Source organism: Pseudomonas sp. EA_65y_Pfl1_P113, from assembly GCF_963970525.1.
Taxonomy (GTDB): Bacteria; Pseudomonadota; Gammaproteobacteria; order Pseudomonadales; family Pseudomonadaceae; genus Aquipseudomonas; species Aquipseudomonas tritici.
In genome coordinates this window covers 1-14,981 of the sequence record NZ_CAXAQM010000059.1, presented here as the reverse complement: position 1 = coordinate 14,981, position 14,981 = coordinate 1, and the positions used below count along the sequence as shown (strand labels likewise).

At 56.9% G+C, this 14,981-nt stretch carries 14 protein-coding genes, 1 tRNA gene and 1 pseudogene; 9 read left to right on the top strand and 7 right to left on the bottom strand.

Features of this window, described 5'->3' with window-relative positions; genetic code table 11:
* From AACY52_RS27745 to AACY52_RS27730, 4 genes are all read left to right on the top strand, one after another.
* Positions 1–110 (top strand): transposase (locus AACY52_RS27745; RefSeq protein WP_163003228.1); only part of this gene is annotated, 110 nt, incomplete at its 5' end.
* Between the two features lie 357 nt (positions 111–467).
* Positions 468–1,877: a circularly permuted type 2 ATP-grasp protein gene (locus AACY52_RS27740; RefSeq protein WP_065873939.1), complete on the top strand. Its 1,410-nt coding sequence runs from the start codon at positions 468–470 to the stop codon at positions 1,875–1,877.
* A gap of 4 nt (positions 1,878–1,881) precedes the next feature.
* Positions 1,882–2,832 carry an alpha-E domain-containing protein gene (locus AACY52_RS27735; protein WP_065873938.1) on the top strand — a complete coding sequence of 317 codons (951 nt, stop codon included), beginning with the start codon at positions 1,882–1,884 and terminating at the stop codon, positions 2,830–2,832.
* Positions 2,829–3,632 carry a transglutaminase family protein gene (locus AACY52_RS27730; RefSeq protein WP_339418865.1) on the top strand — a complete coding sequence of 268 codons (804 nt, stop codon included), beginning with the start codon at positions 2,829–2,831 and terminating at the stop codon, positions 3,630–3,632. The genes AACY52_RS27735 and AACY52_RS27730 overlap by 4 nt, the downstream gene beginning before the upstream one ends.
* A 30-nt stretch (positions 3,633–3,662) precedes the next feature.
* Here AACY52_RS27730 and AACY52_RS27725 read toward each other — a convergent pair whose 3' ends face one another.
* Complete coding sequence (locus AACY52_RS27725) at positions 3,663–4,463, bottom strand: cytochrome c (RefSeq protein WP_339439370.1); 801 nt, start codon at positions 4,461–4,463, stop codon at positions 3,663–3,665.
* 647 nt (positions 4,464–5,110) lie between these two features.
* Between AACY52_RS27725 and AACY52_RS27720 the strand changes: the two genes are divergently transcribed.
* From AACY52_RS27720 to AACY52_RS27710, 3 genes are all read left to right on the top strand, one after another.
* The gene (locus AACY52_RS27720; protein ID WP_339418863.1) at positions 5,111–6,316 is read left to right on the top strand and encodes an acetyl-CoA C-acetyltransferase; all 1,206 of its coding nucleotides are present in this window, start codon (positions 5,111–5,113) and stop codon (positions 6,314–6,316) included.
* Between the two features lie 16 nt (positions 6,317–6,332).
* The gene (locus tag AACY52_RS27715; protein ID WP_339436494.1) at positions 6,333–8,480 is read left to right on the top strand and encodes a 3-hydroxyacyl-CoA dehydrogenase NAD-binding domain-containing protein; all 2,148 of its coding nucleotides are present in this window, start codon (positions 6,333–6,335) and stop codon (positions 8,478–8,480) included.
* 82 nt (positions 8,481–8,562) lie between these two features.
* A complete protein-coding gene (locus tag AACY52_RS27710; protein ID WP_339418859.1) occupies positions 8,563–9,288 on the top strand; it encodes an amidotransferase in 726 nt (241 codons plus the stop codon).
* Here AACY52_RS27710 and AACY52_RS27705 read toward each other — a convergent pair.
* From AACY52_RS27705 to AACY52_RS27695, 3 genes are all read right to left on the bottom strand, one after another.
* Positions 9,285–10,256: a magnesium and cobalt transport protein CorA gene (locus tag AACY52_RS27705; RefSeq protein ID WP_339418857.1), complete on the bottom strand. Its 972-nt coding sequence runs from the start codon at positions 10,254–10,256 to the stop codon at positions 9,285–9,287. The genes AACY52_RS27710 and AACY52_RS27705 overlap by 4 nt on opposite strands.
* A 127-nt stretch (positions 10,257–10,383) precedes the next feature.
* Positions 10,384–11,106: a 1-acylglycerol-3-phosphate O-acyltransferase gene (locus tag AACY52_RS27700; RefSeq protein WP_065873932.1), complete on the bottom strand. Its 723-nt coding sequence runs from the start codon at positions 11,104–11,106 to the stop codon at positions 10,384–10,386.
* Between the two features lie 212 nt (positions 11,107–11,318).
* Complete coding sequence (locus AACY52_RS27695) at positions 11,319–12,011, bottom strand: crotonase/enoyl-CoA hydratase family protein (protein ID WP_339561023.1); 693 nt, start codon at positions 12,009–12,011, stop codon at positions 11,319–11,321.
* 336 nt (positions 12,012–12,347) lie between these two features.
* On the opposite strand from AACY52_RS27695, the gene AACY52_RS27690 reads away from it, so the two are divergent.
* A tRNA-Ser gene (locus AACY52_RS27690) sits at positions 12,348–12,437 on the top strand.
* 268 nt (positions 12,438–12,705) lie between these two features.
* Positions 12,706–13,281, top strand: a complete 576-nt coding sequence (locus AACY52_RS27685) for a poly-gamma-glutamate hydrolase family protein (RefSeq protein WP_339561022.1) — start codon at positions 12,706–12,708, stop codon at positions 13,279–13,281.
* A 252-nt stretch (positions 13,282–13,533) separates the two neighbouring features.
* Here AACY52_RS27685 and AACY52_RS27680 read toward each other — a convergent pair whose 3' ends face one another.
* From AACY52_RS27680 to AACY52_RS27670, 3 genes and pseudogenes are all read right to left on the bottom strand, one after another.
* Positions 13,534–13,920 (bottom strand): hypothetical protein, encoded by a 387-nt coding sequence (locus AACY52_RS27680; protein ID WP_339561021.1) that lies wholly within the window; start codon positions 13,918–13,920, stop codon positions 13,534–13,536.
* 1 nt (position 13,921) lies between these two features.
* Complete coding sequence (locus tag AACY52_RS27675; protein WP_339561020.1) at positions 13,922–14,419, bottom strand: hypothetical protein; 498 nt, start codon at positions 14,417–14,419, stop codon at positions 13,922–13,924.
* Between the two features lie 285 nt (positions 14,420–14,704).
* Positions 14,705–14,854 (bottom strand): annotated as a pseudogene (locus AACY52_RS27670) (site-specific integrase); the annotation flags it as partial.
* Between the last annotated feature and the right edge of the window lie 127 nt (positions 14,855–14,981).

Genomic DNA, 14,981 nt, shown 5'->3' with positions numbered 1-14,981 from the left:
TGGAAGGAATAAACAATCGAATAAAGGTCATCAAACGAATGGCGTACGGTTACCGGGACAGCGAGTTCTTCTTCATGAAGATCAAGAGCGTCTTTCCCGGCAATCCGTGAAGAACCAAAAAAAAGCCACCCGAGCAGGGTGGCCGAAAGGGAAGACCGGGAGGTCGGTCGGTATACGAAGCACTACGTTACCGATCGCGCAAAGGGTTGAGCTGTAGGACACGTCCTGTTCAGCAGATGTTGATGATTATCCGTAGGCTTGTCCGGGCAGTGAAATCAACTCTGGCTATGCTGTTGATAGTCAAAGCCCGCATTGCGATGAAGCAGGGGGCAGTGCACCGGGCATTCTGCGCACCAGGACGGTGCGAATGGATTTCGGTGGTTATTCAACGCACTGATTTTTAAGTGTTTATGCCGCTGGCACGGGCCTTGCGATGGTTCTAGCGCCCGGGTGACAAGGAGTTCGGCATGATCCGCACTTATTACGATGAAATGTACGACGGGGCAGGGCAGGTCCGGCCGCATTACCGCGAGTTCGCGCGCTGGTTGGCTGATACCCCTGCTGAACTGCTGGCCCAGCGTCGGCGTGAAGCCGATTTGCTGTTTCACCGCGCCGGTATCACCTTCACGCTCTACGGGGACGAGCAGGGCACCGAGCGCCTGATTCCATTCGACACCATCCCGCGCAGCATTCCCGCCAGCGAATGGCGGATTGTCGAGCGCGGCTGCATCCAAAGGGTCAAGGCGCTGAATATGTTCCTCGCCGACCTGTATCACGAGCAACGCATCATCAAGGCCGGGATCATCCCAGCCGAACAGGTATTGGCCAACGAGCAATACCAACTGGCTATGCAGGGTTTGAATCTGCACCGCGACTTGTATTCCCACGTCTCCGGTGTCGACCTCGTACGTGACGGCGACGGCACGTACTACGTGCTTGAAGACAACCTGCGTACCCCGAGCGGCGTCAGCTACATGCTCGAAGACCGCAAGATGATGATGCGCCTGTTCCCCGAACTGTTCGCCGCCCAGCGTATTGCGCCCATCGATCATTACCCCAACCTGCTGCTCGACACCCTGAAAAGCTCCAGCCCCCTGGATAACCCCAGCGTAGTTGTGCTCACCCCGGGACGCTTCAACAGCGCGTTCTTTGAACATGCGTTCCTGGCCCGGGAAATGGGCGTGGAGCTGGTGGAAGGCGCCGACCTGTTTGTGCGCGATGACCGAGTATTCATGCGTACCACCGATGGCCCCAAGGCCGTGGACGTGATCTACCGCCGCCTCGACGATGCGTTTCTCGACCCATTGGCCTTCAACCCGGATTCCATGCTCGGCGTGCCCGGCCTGCTCGCGGCTTATCGCTCGGGCAACGTAGTGCTGGCCAATGCCATCGGCACCGGGGTGGCGGATGACAAGTCGGTGTACCCCTTCGTCACCGAGATGATCCGTTTTTACCTGGATGAAGAACCCATCCTGAAGAACGTTCCGACATTCCAATGCCGTAAGCCTGACGAACTGTCCCACGTGTTGGCTAACCTGCCGGACCTGGTGGTGAAGGAAACCCAAGGATCCGGTGGCTACGGCATGCTGGTCGGCCCGGCGTCCACGAAGGCCGAAATCGAAGCCTTCCGTGCGCGCATCAAGGCCAAGCCCCATGCGTATATCGCCCAACCGACCCTGTGCTTGTCCACCTGCCCGACCTTTGTCGAAAACGGCATTGCGCCGCGCCACATCGACCTGCGCCCATTCGTATTGTCGGGCAAGGAAACCCGTGTAGTCCCAGGCGGGCTGACCCGTGTGGCATTGCGTGAAGGTTCGCTGGTGGTCAACTCGTCCCAGGGCGGCGGCACCAAAGACACCTGGGTGGTCGAGGACTGATGCCATGTTGAGTAGAACTGCCTCGGATTTGTACTGGATGTCGCGCTACCTGGAACGCGCGGAAAACCTCGCGCGCATGCTTGATGTCAGCTATTCGCTGTCGCTGATGCCGCAAGATGGGCGCGGTGATGGCCTGCATGAACTGGCCATGCCGCTGTTGATCACCGGCACCCTGGAGGATTACCACGCGCGCCACGGCGAGTTGCACGCCGAACGCCTGTTGCACTTTTTTGCCCTGGACGCGGCGAACCCGGCCAGCATCTACAGCTGTCTCGGCGCAGCGCGGGCCAGCGCCCATGCGGTGCGTGGGCGAATTACCGCCGACATGTGGGAAAACATCAACGCTACCTGGCTTGATATTCGTGACATCGCTCAGCAGGGCTTGAGCCGCTATGGCATGAGCCGGTTCTGTGAGTGGGTCAAGGAACGGTCCCACCTGTTCCGTGGTGCCACCTACGGCACCATCATGCGCAACGATGCGTTCCGGTTCATTCGCCTGGGCACCTTTATCGAACGTGCCGATAACACCCTGCGCCTGCTGGACGCCCGCTATGAAATGGCCGGCGACCAGGCCGAAGCCGTCAGCGATGGCACGGCCCACGCCTACTATCAATGGAGCGCTTTGCTGCGCGCCTTGTCGTCGTTCGAGGCCTACACCGAGATTTACCGTGATGCCCCCGGCGCCCGGCAGGTCGCGGAGTTACTGCTGCTACGCGCCGATGTACCGCGTTCATTACGCGCCTGCAGCGAAGAAATTGACCAGATCCTCGCCAGCCTGCCCGGCCTCAATGGCCGACCGGCCCAGCGCCTGGCCGCCGAGATGGACGCGCGCCTGCGCTTTACCGCCATCGATGAAATCCTCGAGGAAGGCCTGCACGCCTGGCTGACCGACTTCATTCCATTGGTTCGCCAGTTGGGCGACGCCATCTACAGTTCCTACCTGGAGGCCGCATGAGACTCTCCATCAGCCACGAAACCACCTACCACTACGAAGACCAAGTGCGCGCCAGCATCCAGTACCTGCGTCTTACACCTCACGACAGCGAGCGCCAGCGCGTACTCAGTTGGGCGCTCGACCTGCCGCGTCCGGTGCGCGCCCAGGTGGACCCGTTCGGCAACATCCTGCACGTGCTGACCCTGGATGAACCGCACGACGCCATCATCATCGGCGCCCGCGGCCAGGTGGATATCGACGAGTTGCGCGAGGCCGAACATGAGAGCCAGTCGGCGTTCCCGTTCCTGCGTTGCACCCGTCTGACCGAGCCTGATGACGCCCTGCGCGGCTTTGCCCACCAGCACTGCCATCAACGCCGCGACCGTACAGCGCTGATTGATTTGATGCATGCGCTTAACCAGTCGATGGTCTACACGCCTGGCGCGACCGACGTCGACACCTGCGCCGCCCAGGCCTTCGCTGGCCGTGCAGGCGTGTGCCAGGACCACACCCATGCGTTCCTGGCGTGTGCGCGTAGCCTTGGGATCCCTGCGCGCTATGTGTCGGGGTATTTGTACACTGAGGACAGTACGCACCTGGCCAGCCACGCCTGGGCCGAAGCCTGGCTGGATGACGCGTGGTACAGCTTTGATGTGACCAACCAACTGGCCCGGCCGGAGCGGCATTTGAAACTGGCGGTGGGGTTGGATTACCTCGATGCTTGCCCGGTACGCGGCATGCGCCGGGGCGGTGGGCATGAGCAGATGCATGCCAAGGTGTTTGTGGCGCCGACGCCGGTGATTTCAGTCCAGCAGCAATAACGGATGGTAGTGAGCGGGCAAGCCCGCTCACTACAATTTACGCCCCGCCATATGCTTCAAATACCTCACCAGCAAATCCAGCTCACCGTCCGGCAACACACTGGCCGCAAATGCTGGCATTTTCGCCTGCGGCCAATGCCGCAAACTCTGTGGGTCGCGGATATAGCGCTTGAGGAAATCACCGCCAAAATACTCGGTGGGGTTATAGGGAATATTCAAGTCCGGCCCCACCTGCGCGTCACCGGCACCGTTGAGGCGATGACAGGCCAGGCAATTCTTCTGGAACAGCGCAAAGCCCTGATTGATCGGGTCATTGGCCGCCAGTTTCGGGTCGGGCAACAACGCCGGAAAGCGCTCCGCCACGGTCTTCAATTGTTTGATCCCTGAGATCTGGAACGGCCACTGCTCAGGGCTGATATGCCCGGCTTGCGGATCGGTCCACACCAGATAGAACGGCCCGGCACTCGGTTTGCCTTCCGTCAATGCAGGCCACGGTTGAGCGGGATCTTCCACCGCCAGCCAGGCACGTGCGCCCTGTTTTTCCAGCAGCGGTGCGGCCGTGAGCTCGGCGGCGAAACCATCCAAGGCAACAGCCTGCAGGTGGCTCTCAGGTTTCAGTCCCGGTAAGAGCAAGGCCAGCGGCACTGCCCGATAAGTCATAGTGCGCTTGTAGGAAACGTCATCAACGATCTGCACCGTTTGCGCGTGCGGATGCTTGAGCAAGTCGGCGGTCTGCCAGGTCTTGCTGCTGTGGTCGAGCTCGATGGTCAGTTGCGCCGCCGAAGCGGGCAGGCCGATCAGCAAGGCGAATAGAGCGAAGATGGCTTTCAAGAGGGAGGCCCGGTGTGCAGTGGCGAGGGTGCTCACGATACCGGAAATCCATACATAAAAAGGCAGCCCCTGCAGGACCGCTATGCGCAATGTCCCGGCAGGTGCTGCCAAAAGCGGCAAACCCGGTGCTGTGTAGGCGCGGAATGTGAGTGTTGAGGCATCACCCAATAACCTTGGTCAAGTTGGGCAAGATCAGGATCAGTGTGGTGGCGAATAGAATAAGTCCCGCCTGACGTACTTTCGAATGTTTGAACATGGCTGACTGCCTTTTGTTGTTATTTCTGAGCGTCAAATGCGTGCCGGTTTTATTTCAGTATGGCGAGATGACGTGTCACTTTTCTTTCAGCTGCTCCAGCAAAACCCGGCAGCAGCTTCTTACTGATTCAACCTTAGAGCCCTCGTTCTTCGTGGCTTAGACCTATTTCATATCAGCCAATCAGCAGTTCAGCTTAAATAAGCATGAGGCATAACGCCATCTTGGCGCCAATGCCTTGGCTAGACAGCTAAAACGATTAATCACGCAATTACCTTAGGTGGCTACCGTTCGTCCGAGCGTGGGGGTCAAAAGCAATGAGCGCATCCGTCATTGAAACCGTGTCAATCGGGCCTAAGGTAGAGGCATCCATGCACAGCGGTTCGAGGACGTCATGACCCAAGCTTTGATCTTTGATGCGATACGCACGCCCCGTGGCAAAGGCAAGGCGGACGGCGCCTTGCACAGCGTCAAGCCAGTGAACCTGGTGGCTGGTTTGCTCACGGCGCTGGCCCGGCGCAACGACCTCGACACCCATCAAGTGGATGATATCGTGCTCGGCTGCGTGACCCCGGTGGGCGATCAGGGCGCCGACATTGCCAAGACCGCCGCTCTGGTGGCGGATTGGGACATCAGCGTTGCCGGTGTACAAGTCAACCGCTTCTGCGCCTCAGGCCTGGAAGCGGTCAACCTGGGTGCGATGAAAGTCCGCTCCGGCTTCGAAGACTTAGTCGTGGTCGGTGGCGTCGAGTCCATGTCCCGCGTGCCCATGGGCAGTGATGGTGGCGCCTGGGTTCTGGACCCGCAAACCAATATGCACAGCCATTTCACCCCCCAGGGCATTGGCGCTGACCTGATCGCGACCCTGGAAGGGTTCACCCGAGAGGACGTCGACACCTTTGCCCTGCATTCGCAGCAGAAAGCGGCCAGGGCGCGTGCAGACGGTTCCTTCAACAAATCGCTGATCGCGGTGCAGGACCAGAACGGCATTGTGCTGCTGGACCAAGACGAATTCATCCGCGGCGATTCCACCCTCGAAGGCCTTGGCAAGCTCAAGCCGAGCTTCGAAATGATGGGGCAGATGGGCTTCGACGCCACCGCGTTGCGGGTCTACAGCCACGTCGAGCGCATCCATCATGTACATACTCCCGGCAACAGCTCCGGCATCGTCGATGGCGCCGCGCTGATGCTGATCGGCTCCGAGGCTATGAGCCGCGAGCTGGGCCTGCAACCGCGCGCGCGCATCGTCGCCACGGCGGTCACCAGCACCGACCCCACCATCATGCTCACCGGCCCCGCGCCGGCAACGCGCAAAGCGCTGGCCAAGGCCGGCTTGCGTGTCGAAGACATCGACCTGTTCGAGGTCAACGAAGCGTTTGCCGCTGTCGTGCTCAAATTCATCAAGGACATGGGCATCGACGCTGCGCGGGTCAACGTGAATGGCGGCTCGATCGCCATGGGCCACCCGCTCGGCGCCACCGGCTGCGCGATCCTCGGCACCTTGCTCGACGAGCTGGAAGTACGCCAGCAGCGCTACGGCCTGGCCACGCTGTGTGTCGGCGGTGGCATGGGCATCGCCACCATCATCGAACGCCTCTGAGCCCAAGGAATTTGTCATGACCCAAGCAATTCGTTACGAACAAGGCCTGGACGGGATCGTGGTGCTGACCCTCGACATGCCCGGCCAGAGCGCCAATACCATGAACGGCGTGTACCGCGAGGCCATGGCGGCAACGGTCGAGCGGCTGGAGGCGGAAAGGGACAGCATTGCCGGGGTGGTGATCACCTCGGCGAAGAAGACGTTTTTTGCCGGTGGCGACCTCAATGAACTGATCAAGGTCGACAAGGCCCACGCCAAGGATTTCTACAACGGTGTGTTGGTGCTGAAAGCGCAACTGCGCCGCCTGGAAAACCTCGGCAAGCCCGTGGTGGCTGCCATCAATGGCGCGGCGCTGGGGGGTGGTTGGGAGATTTGCCTGGCGTGCCACTATCGCGTCGCGCTGGATGACAAGTCAGTGCAGCTTGGCTTGCCGGAAGTCACCTTGGGCCTACTGCCGGGCGGCGGCGGGGTGGTGCGCATGGTGCGCATGCTGGGGCTGGAAAAGGCTCTGCCGTATTTGCTGGAAGGTAAAAAAGTCAGGCCACAACAGGCGCTGCAAGCCGGGTTGATCAATGAGTTGGCGGCAAACCGCGAAGAGCTGCTGGCCAAATCCCGCGCCTGGATTCTGGCCAACCCGGATGCAAAGCAGCCTTGGGACACCAAGGCTTACCAAATGCCCGGCGGCACACCGTCCAGTCCAAAAATTGCGCAGATGCTGGCAATTGCGCCGTCGATTTTGCGCAGTAAAACCAATGGCTGTTTCCCGGCCCCGGAGAAAATCCTCTGCGCCGCCGTTGAAGGTGCCCAGGTAGATTTTGACACGGCGCACCTCATCGAGACTCGCTACTTCACCGAGCTGGTGACCGGGCAAGTGGCGAAAAACATGATCGGCACCTTTTGGTTCCAGCTAAACGAGATCAACGCCGGCAGTTCACGTCCGCAGGGTTTCGCGCCTTGTATCACCGGCAAAGTCGGTGTGCTCGGCGCTGGGATGATGGGCGCAGGCATTGCCTATGTCAGCGCCAGTGCAGGCGTCGAAGTCGTGCTCAAGGACGTCAACCTGGCGGCCGCCGAGAAGGGCAAGGCGCATTCTGCGGCGCTGCTGGACAAAAAGGTCAGCCGTGGGCAACTGAGCGTTGAGCAACGGCAAGCAATCTTGGCGCGGATTCATCCTACGGCCTCCGATACAGACCTGGCCGGCTGCGACCTGGTCATCGAAGCCGTGTTCGAAGATCGCGAACTCAAGGCTAAAGTCAGCGCCGCAGCGCAACGCGTAGTGGGTGCCGATGCGGTGATTGCTTCCAACACCTCCACCTTGCCCATCAGCGGGCTTGCTACAGCAGTGCCGGATCCAGGCAAATTCATCGGCCTGCATTTCTTCAGCCCGGTGGACAAGATGCCACTGGTGGAGATCATCAAAGGAGCGCATACCTCAGACGAAACCCTGGCCCGCGGTTTCGATTTCGTACTGCAAATCAAGAAAACCCCGATCGTGGTCAACGACAGTCGTGGTTTTTTCACCTCGCGGGTGTTCGGCACCTTTACCAACGAAGGCATCGCCATGCTTGGCGAAGGCGTGGCCGCACCGATGATCGAGACCGAAGCGCGCAAGGCCGGCATGCCGGTCGGCCCGCTGGCAGTGTCGGATGAAGTATCTCTGAGCCTGATGAGCCATATAAGGCAGCAGACGGCCAAGGATCTGCAGGCGGAAGGTAAGGCAGTGCCAGCGCATCCGGCGGCAGCGGTAATCGACCTTTTGGTCAATGAATACAAACGCGTCGGCAAGGCGGCGGGAGGCGGTTTCTATGAGTACCCCAACGGCGGGCAGAAGTACCTGTGGCCGGAGCTGAAAAGCCGCTTTGAACGGGCCGGTCAACGCATCTCGCCACAGGACGTGCGCGACCGCCTGCTGTTTATCCAGGCCATCGAAACCGTGCGGTGTGTAGAGGAGGGGGTGTTGATGTCCACGGCGGACGCTAACGTGGGGTCGATTTTCGGCATTGGTTTCGCGGCCTGGAGCGGTGGCGCCTTGCAGTTCATCAACCAATATGGGCTGAACGATTTTGTCGCCCGCGCGCGCTATCTGGCCGAGCAGTATGGCGAACGCTTCACACCGCCGGCTTTATTGCTGGAAAAAGCTGCCGAGGGTGACGTGTTCCGGTGATCAAGGGGGCTTGCCTTGAAGGGGTATTTCAAGGCAGGCTCTGGGGTGTGCATTATTCCCATCACCGTGTCAGGTATTTTTTATGTCGCTACGCGTCTGTATCCTGGAAACCGATATCCTGCGTCCAGGCTTGATCGATCAATACCAAGGGTATGGGCAGATGTTCAAGCGCCTGTTCTCCAAGCAACCTATCCCCGCCGAGTTTGTCGTGTACAACGTGGTGAATGGCGAATACCCGTCGGACGATGAAGTGTTTGACGCGTACCTGGTGACCGGCAGCAAGGCCGACGCCTTCGGCACCGACCCTTGGATCCAGACCCTCAAGACCTACCTGCTCGAGCGTTACGAGCGCGGCGACAAGCTGCTCGGTATCTGCTTCGGTCACCAGTTACTGGCACTGCTGCTCGGCGGCAAGACCGAGCGCGCCGGCCAGGGTTGGGGCATGGGCATTCACGATTACAAGCTCGACGCCAAGGCGCCGTGGATGAGCCCGGAAGTGGAAGAGCTGACGCTATTGATCAGCCACCAGGACCAAGTGACCACGCTGCCGGAAAACGCCACGGTCATCGCGTCCAGCGCGTTTTGCCCGTTCGCCGCGTACCACATCGGCGATCAAGTGCTGTGCTTCCAAGGCCACCCGGAATTTATCCACGACTATTCCCGCGAATTGCTGGAGATTCTTCAGACAACGCTGGGTGAAAAGGTCTACACAAACGGTGTCGCCAGCCTTGAGCGTGACCACCACGGCACCACGGTGGCGGAATGGATGATGCGCTTTGTGGCACACCAGCCCGAGGCCCGGGTTTAAAGCCATCCCGAACGCTTGAAGCTGGCCCACAGGCCGGTGCAACCGGTCGCAATAAACCCGAGCACCGCAAAATAGCCGTAGTGCCATTGCAGCTCGGGCATGTTCTGGAAGTTCATCCCATAAATCCCCGCCACCGCGGTGGGGAACGCCAGGATTGCCGCCCATGCGGCGAACTTGCGCTGCACCACGCTCTGGCGCGAGGCCTCCAGTAATACACCGATCTCGATGGTCTGGCTGGCGATATCGCGCAGGGTGGTGAGGTCTTCCATCTGCCGTGTCACGTGGATCTGCACGTCACGGAAATACGGGCGCATGTTCTTGTCGATAAACGGGAAACTCAGCTTCTGCAGCTCCTGGCTGATCTCCACCATCGGCGCCACGTAACGCTTGAGCCGCAGCACGTCGCGACGTAGGCCGTGGATCTTCTGGATGTCGCGTTCACTCAGCGAACTGCACAGCACGTTACGCTCCAGCTCATCGATCTCGGCATGGATCGCTTCACTCACCGGCTGGTAGTTCTCGGTGACAAAATCCAGCAGCGCATAGAGTACGAAATCTTCCCCATGCTCCAGCAACAGCGGTCGCGCCTCACAGCGTTGGCGCACAAAGCCGTAGGACGCCGAGTGACCGTTGCGTGCGGTGATGATGTAGCCATTACCGGCAAAAATATGGGTTTCGATAAACTCCAGCTTGCCGTTCTCGCGCACCGGTGAATAGGTGACGATAAACAGTGCATCGCCGAACGTTTCAAGCTTGGGGCGGCTGTGTTTTTCCAGAGCGTCTTCGATGGCCAGCTCATGCAGGTTGAACTGGCGTTGCAAGTTGGCCAGTTCCTGGGCGTTGGGTTCTTCCAGGCCGATCCATACAAAGTGACCGGGTTTGGCGGCCCAGGCGGCGCCTTCGTCGAGGGTGATATCAGACACTTTCTTACCGGCGCTGTAGACGGCGGCCGCAACAACTCTACCCATGGTGCTGATCACTTTTTATTGGGGGGACAGGTGTTGGGCAGCTTAGCTTGAATGGCGTTCCGTTGTAGCTGCCGTTGTTGTGAGCGAGCTTGCTCGCGCTGGGGTGCGAACCGCCCACGATCGTTATTCAGGCCGCCCGCAACTCGCGATCCATCCGCGCAATGCATTCATCCATCTGCGCATAACAAGCCTGCATCAACGCCGGGATGTCATCCACCGTCATGCCTGTAGTAGGAATTGGCGGCAACGAACGTATGAGCACATCACCACTGTTCCAGCGATTAAGCCGCATGTGAGTGACGTAGTTGCTGACACACACCTGCACGATCGGCACACCCGCCGCGATCGCCATATGGAACGCACCCTTCTTGAACGGCAGCAAACCGTTACCCAGGTTGCGCGTACCTTCCGGGAACACCCATATCGACGTGTCTTTATGTTGCAGCGTCTGGGTCGTGGTGAGCATCGCACGGCGCGCCTTGTGCGCATTGCCCCGGTCGATCAACACATTGCCCGCCAGCCAGAATAACTGGCCGAACAGCGGCACCCATTTCAGGCTTTTTTTGGCGATACACACCGTGCGGTACGGCACCACATTGCCAACGACAAACAAGTCATAGTTGGACTGGTGGTTTGCAATCACCACACAGGTGCCGGGCTTATTGCGCAGCGAGTCAACATCGGCTTTTACGTTCAAACGCAGAATCCACATGGCCGGCAGCGCGTAAAGGCGGGCACATAGGCGGCTGTTGTCCGGATTGAATGGCCGGCAGATACCTACCAGCACACCCAGCACACCGGCGAGCATAAAGTGCAGGCTCATCAACAACATACGCAACAGATAAAGCATCGACACGGCCTATCGAGACAAAAGGTGGCGCAGTGTACGGATGTGCACTGGATTCGGCAATTCCCCGATAGAGGTAGGAGATAGCCGATGTTTTAGTGCATATTTCAACATCTGCCGACACTGGCAGGCTAGAGCGGCTGAAGATCGTTCGGTTTGAAGTCTAAGAAAAAGCCCGACTCAAGGTCGGGCTCTGGCGTATCAGATGTAGGGGTTTAGCTCAGGATAAGCCCTTGGTCGTGGATGATTGCATCGTCCAAGGCCTCCAGCAGTTCCTTACGTACCTTCAACTTGGTGTGCTTGTGGGCGTTCATATTAAGCTTCTTCAACTGACGCGCCGCTTCCAGCGCCGCTGCCTGCAACTCCTCCGGTGCGACCACCTTATCGAGGAAGCCTGCTTGCAGTGCACCCTGTGGATCGAACATCTCGGCATTGATCACCGAACGGTGAAACGCCGACTTGCGTAGCCGATCCCGCGCCAACTCGATACCCGCGTGGTGCATGGTCATGCCAATCGCGACCTCGTTCAGGCCAATGCTGAACGGGCCTTCTACCCCAATCCGATAATCCGCCGACAACAGCAAAAACGCGCCCTTGGCCACCGCATGCCCAGGGCACGCCACAATCACCGGAAACGGGTGCGACAACAGACGACGCGCCAACGTCGAACCCGACGTCACCAGGCCGATTGCTTCTTTAGGGCCGGCAGTCATCACCTTCAAATCATAACCACCCGACAGAATCCCCGGCGTGCCGGTGATCACCACTACCGCCCGGTCCTTCTCCGCCTGGTCCAGCGCTTCATTAAAGGCACTGACCACAGCAGGAGAAATGGCATTCACCTTGCCGTTGCTCAAGGTCAGGGTCGCGATACCGTCTTCGAGGTGGTAGGCAATCAACTCACTCATGACGCGGTTCCTTGTAGGATTTGTTATAGAAGGCTTGTTAATAGACGTGCATGCGCAGACGTTACCCACCACGCCCGCGCCGGTAAAGCGCTGTGACTGACTGGCCAGTCAGACTTTTCCCGCACACAGGCGGCTGGAATGCCTGGGGCAGGGCTCAATGACTGCCCCAGACGCGCGCCGCTGATGCCTGAGAATGGCACAATCACCACCCCTCGCCGGATGCGTCCAGGCATAACCGGCTAACCGCATGAAAATTCTGAAAAAAACCTTTGCCATCAGAAAGGCTTTCGACTACATTAGCGCGCCTCGACAGACTGAACTGGTTTGACGAGATACGGTGAAGTGTCCGAGTGGCTTAAGGAGCACGCCTGGAAAGTGTGTATACAAGAAATTGTATCGAGAGTTCGAATCTCTCCTTCACCGCCACATTCAGTAAACGCAAACCCCTGATTTTCCTAGAGAAAATCGGGGGTTTTCGCTTTATGGCGTCTAAAAAAAGGTGATATGGGACAGATCTGGGACAGACAGCGTCTTTTTTCGTCTGCGATAGGAGCCCCACCGCGCAGGGCCGATGAACCTAAAATCGGCAGAAGCAAGCGCTCGTTAAGTTTAAGAAGCCGAAGGATATTCGGAAGAAATCTAGACAGTGGCTAGACTGTTGAATCGATATTCGTCCATTCAGGTATCCGAGCCCATGTCCGACAAGTACGTTTGTTTTGCAGATCTCTCAACGAATGAGCCCGAGGGGGCTTATCGCATCGTAGTTCGGCCGAAAGGCAGTGCAGTAGCTTTAATTGCTCCTCACGCCGGGATGATTGAGTTTGGAACATCTGAGATATGTAGGAGCGTCGCTGGAGAAGATCTCACTTATTATTTGTTTGAGGGCTGTAAGTCGAACAATAATCGAAACCTGCATATCACAAGTTCGCGCTTTGACGAGCCTCAAGGAATTTGTGTTGCCCGATCGGCTCAGTTAGTTGTGACCTTTCATGGCCAAGCTGGGGATAAACGCTTCGTCAACGTTGGAGGCTTGGCTGACCAGCTCGGTGCGTCGCTGGTGTGCCAACTTAACGCCGCAGGTTTCTTTGCAAGTCAACATAATGATAAGCGTCTTCAAGGACGCGACAAAAATAACATCTGTAATCGTGGCATCAAAGAACAAGGACTTCAGCTAGAAATTTCCCGCGGATTAAGAAATGCGCTGACAACGGATAAGCACGCTATGACCTGCTTCTCTGCCGTTATTCGGTCAGCGTTAGGTCGGATTTAATAATTAACTAAGTGTGAATAAAGTTTGTTGGTGTTGCTGGGGTCTTGCGGTAACTTGCTTTGTCGGGAGGGGGCGGCCATTACTGTCTATCCTTGGCCGGCGCTCATCTACCATGACCAGTAGATATGCATGAGGGGGCTGTGTTAAAAATATCTACTAAAATTGCCGGTTTAATACGATATATGAGCCCTGAATCAGGGCTCTGGCTAAATTGAATTATACGATTTCAATTGGTTTGTCTAAAACAGTTGCTCAGGCTAATGGTTCATCATCGTCCGGCATGCCCGCAGAGAATCCAATCATACCGCCCCCTGTTAATTGAGCACGAAGGTTATCAAGCTTTTGAGGAATGCCTAATGCTTTACGCCGGGCATCAGAGTTGAGCTTAAATACAATGTTATAATCTTCAGTTCCCTGATCGAGAAACCAATTGTCTATAATTTTTCCTTTGAGATCACTCAGCGCAAAGGAGACAAATGGAAGGTCCGTTTGTTCGTCAGTTCCAGACCATAGTTTGATTATGACGTCCTGAAGTCTGACCTGGACATCATGTCTATCAATATACCAATTTACTCTGGATTCAGCGGTGGCACTAAGCAATCCATGAATAATTTCACGATAATCTGAAGGTATGCTCATGTCAGGTACCACTCTCAACCGTCATTGAAGCCATTGAACTGAAATGAGAGTTTATTCTTGCAACACTGTGCAATATATCCTCTCGCTCGGTTGCGTCTAATCTCTTAGTCATTGAGGCTGACTCCAATCTCTCATGCACAATACATATTGAATTTATTATTAAATTCCAACCTGCTTTGGTATCAAGTTTTTTGGCCGCTTCAGTACCCTTAAAACGAGCGACCGAATCTCGTAATTCAAAAGCAGCAACTGCAGATGATTCCAGATTTCTCGATTTAGTGAGATGTAATAAATCTCTAGAGCGACCGCAAATATCTTGAATCGTAGCAATTGATTGAAAAATTCTTACTGAGCGAACAGCTTCAGCTGAAGCGATTTGAGCCGCTTCAGCTGCTTTTAGGGTTCGATTAAGTTGCGAAAGTGCTATAGCGAATCCGGCTACTGAAACAGTAAGCCCTGACACCCCTATCCAATCCATAAGCAAACCCCAGTAGAACATCTAATTAATTTTTAAAATGACAGCTACTGCTACTGCCTCGAGCCCTCCCCAAAAAAGCAAATGGGGTACATATTTGAACGACTCAAGCTGAGTCAGACGGTACCAAAGTACTACAAGGCAGTCAATTTGCCACTAAGAGCTTATGCTCAGACTAGATCATTGCAAAGCTCGTAAGTTTTTCAAAGGTCTGTTTCTTAGCGGAACTGAATAACACCTGAATTTTAGATACCTCTGAGCGGTGGCTTTTGGCCTAAAGCGACATGTTAGGGCGCAGCGACATTTCCCCTAAAGCCTCAAAGCTAGCTGCAGCATCCCCACGACGTCCGGGCCGTCTTCATTGATCCAGGTCCCGTAATGCTGACGGATCATGTTCCCGTTGGTATGTCCCATCTGCTCCGCTATCCAGTCGATCGACGCTATCCCTGTTGTGAGTAATGTAACTGATCCATAAACCCCACCTATTCAAAAAAAGGTGAACCGTTCAGGATGCGACATTCCGTTATTTCTTGTGCTTGATATCCACCACCGTTCCTGCCCGTACGTCTTTGATCGGCGAGAGCAG

Coding starts and splice junctions, on each gene's coding strand:
- AACY52_RS27680 (WP_339561021.1), bottom strand. CDS start 13,920: ATGAGCATACCTTCAGATTATCGTGAAATTATTCATGGATTGCTTAGT.
- AACY52_RS27710 (WP_339418859.1), top strand. CDS start 8,563: ATGTCGCTACGCGTCTGTATCCTGGAAACCGATATCCTGCGTCCAGGC.
- AACY52_RS27720 (WP_339418863.1), top strand. CDS start 5,111: ATGACCCAAGCTTTGATCTTTGATGCGATACGCACGCCCCGTGGCAAA.
- AACY52_RS27675 (WP_339561020.1), bottom strand. CDS start 14,419: ATGTTCTACTGGGGTTTGCTTATGGATTGGATAGGGGTGTCAGGGCTT.
- AACY52_RS27695 (WP_339561023.1), bottom strand. CDS start 12,011: ATGAGTGAGTTGATTGCCTACCACCTCGAAGACGGTATCGCGACCCTG.
- AACY52_RS27685 (WP_339561022.1), top strand. CDS start 12,706: ATGTCCGACAAGTACGTTTGTTTTGCAGATCTCTCAACGAATGAGCCC.
- AACY52_RS27715 (WP_339436494.1), top strand. CDS start 6,333: ATGACCCAAGCAATTCGTTACGAACAAGGCCTGGACGGGATCGTGGTG.
- AACY52_RS27740 (WP_065873939.1), top strand. CDS start 468: ATGATCCGCACTTATTACGATGAAATGTACGACGGGGCAGGGCAGGTC.
- AACY52_RS27735 (WP_065873938.1), top strand. CDS start 1,882: ATGTTGAGTAGAACTGCCTCGGATTTGTACTGGATGTCGCGCTACCTG.
- AACY52_RS27705 (WP_339418857.1), bottom strand. CDS start 10,256: ATGGGTAGAGTTGTTGCGGCCGCCGTCTACAGCGCCGGTAAGAAAGTG.
- AACY52_RS27700 (WP_065873932.1), bottom strand. CDS start 11,106: ATGCTTTATCTGTTGCGTATGTTGTTGATGAGCCTGCACTTTATGCTC.
- AACY52_RS27730 (WP_339418865.1), top strand. CDS start 2,829: ATGAGACTCTCCATCAGCCACGAAACCACCTACCACTACGAAGACCAA.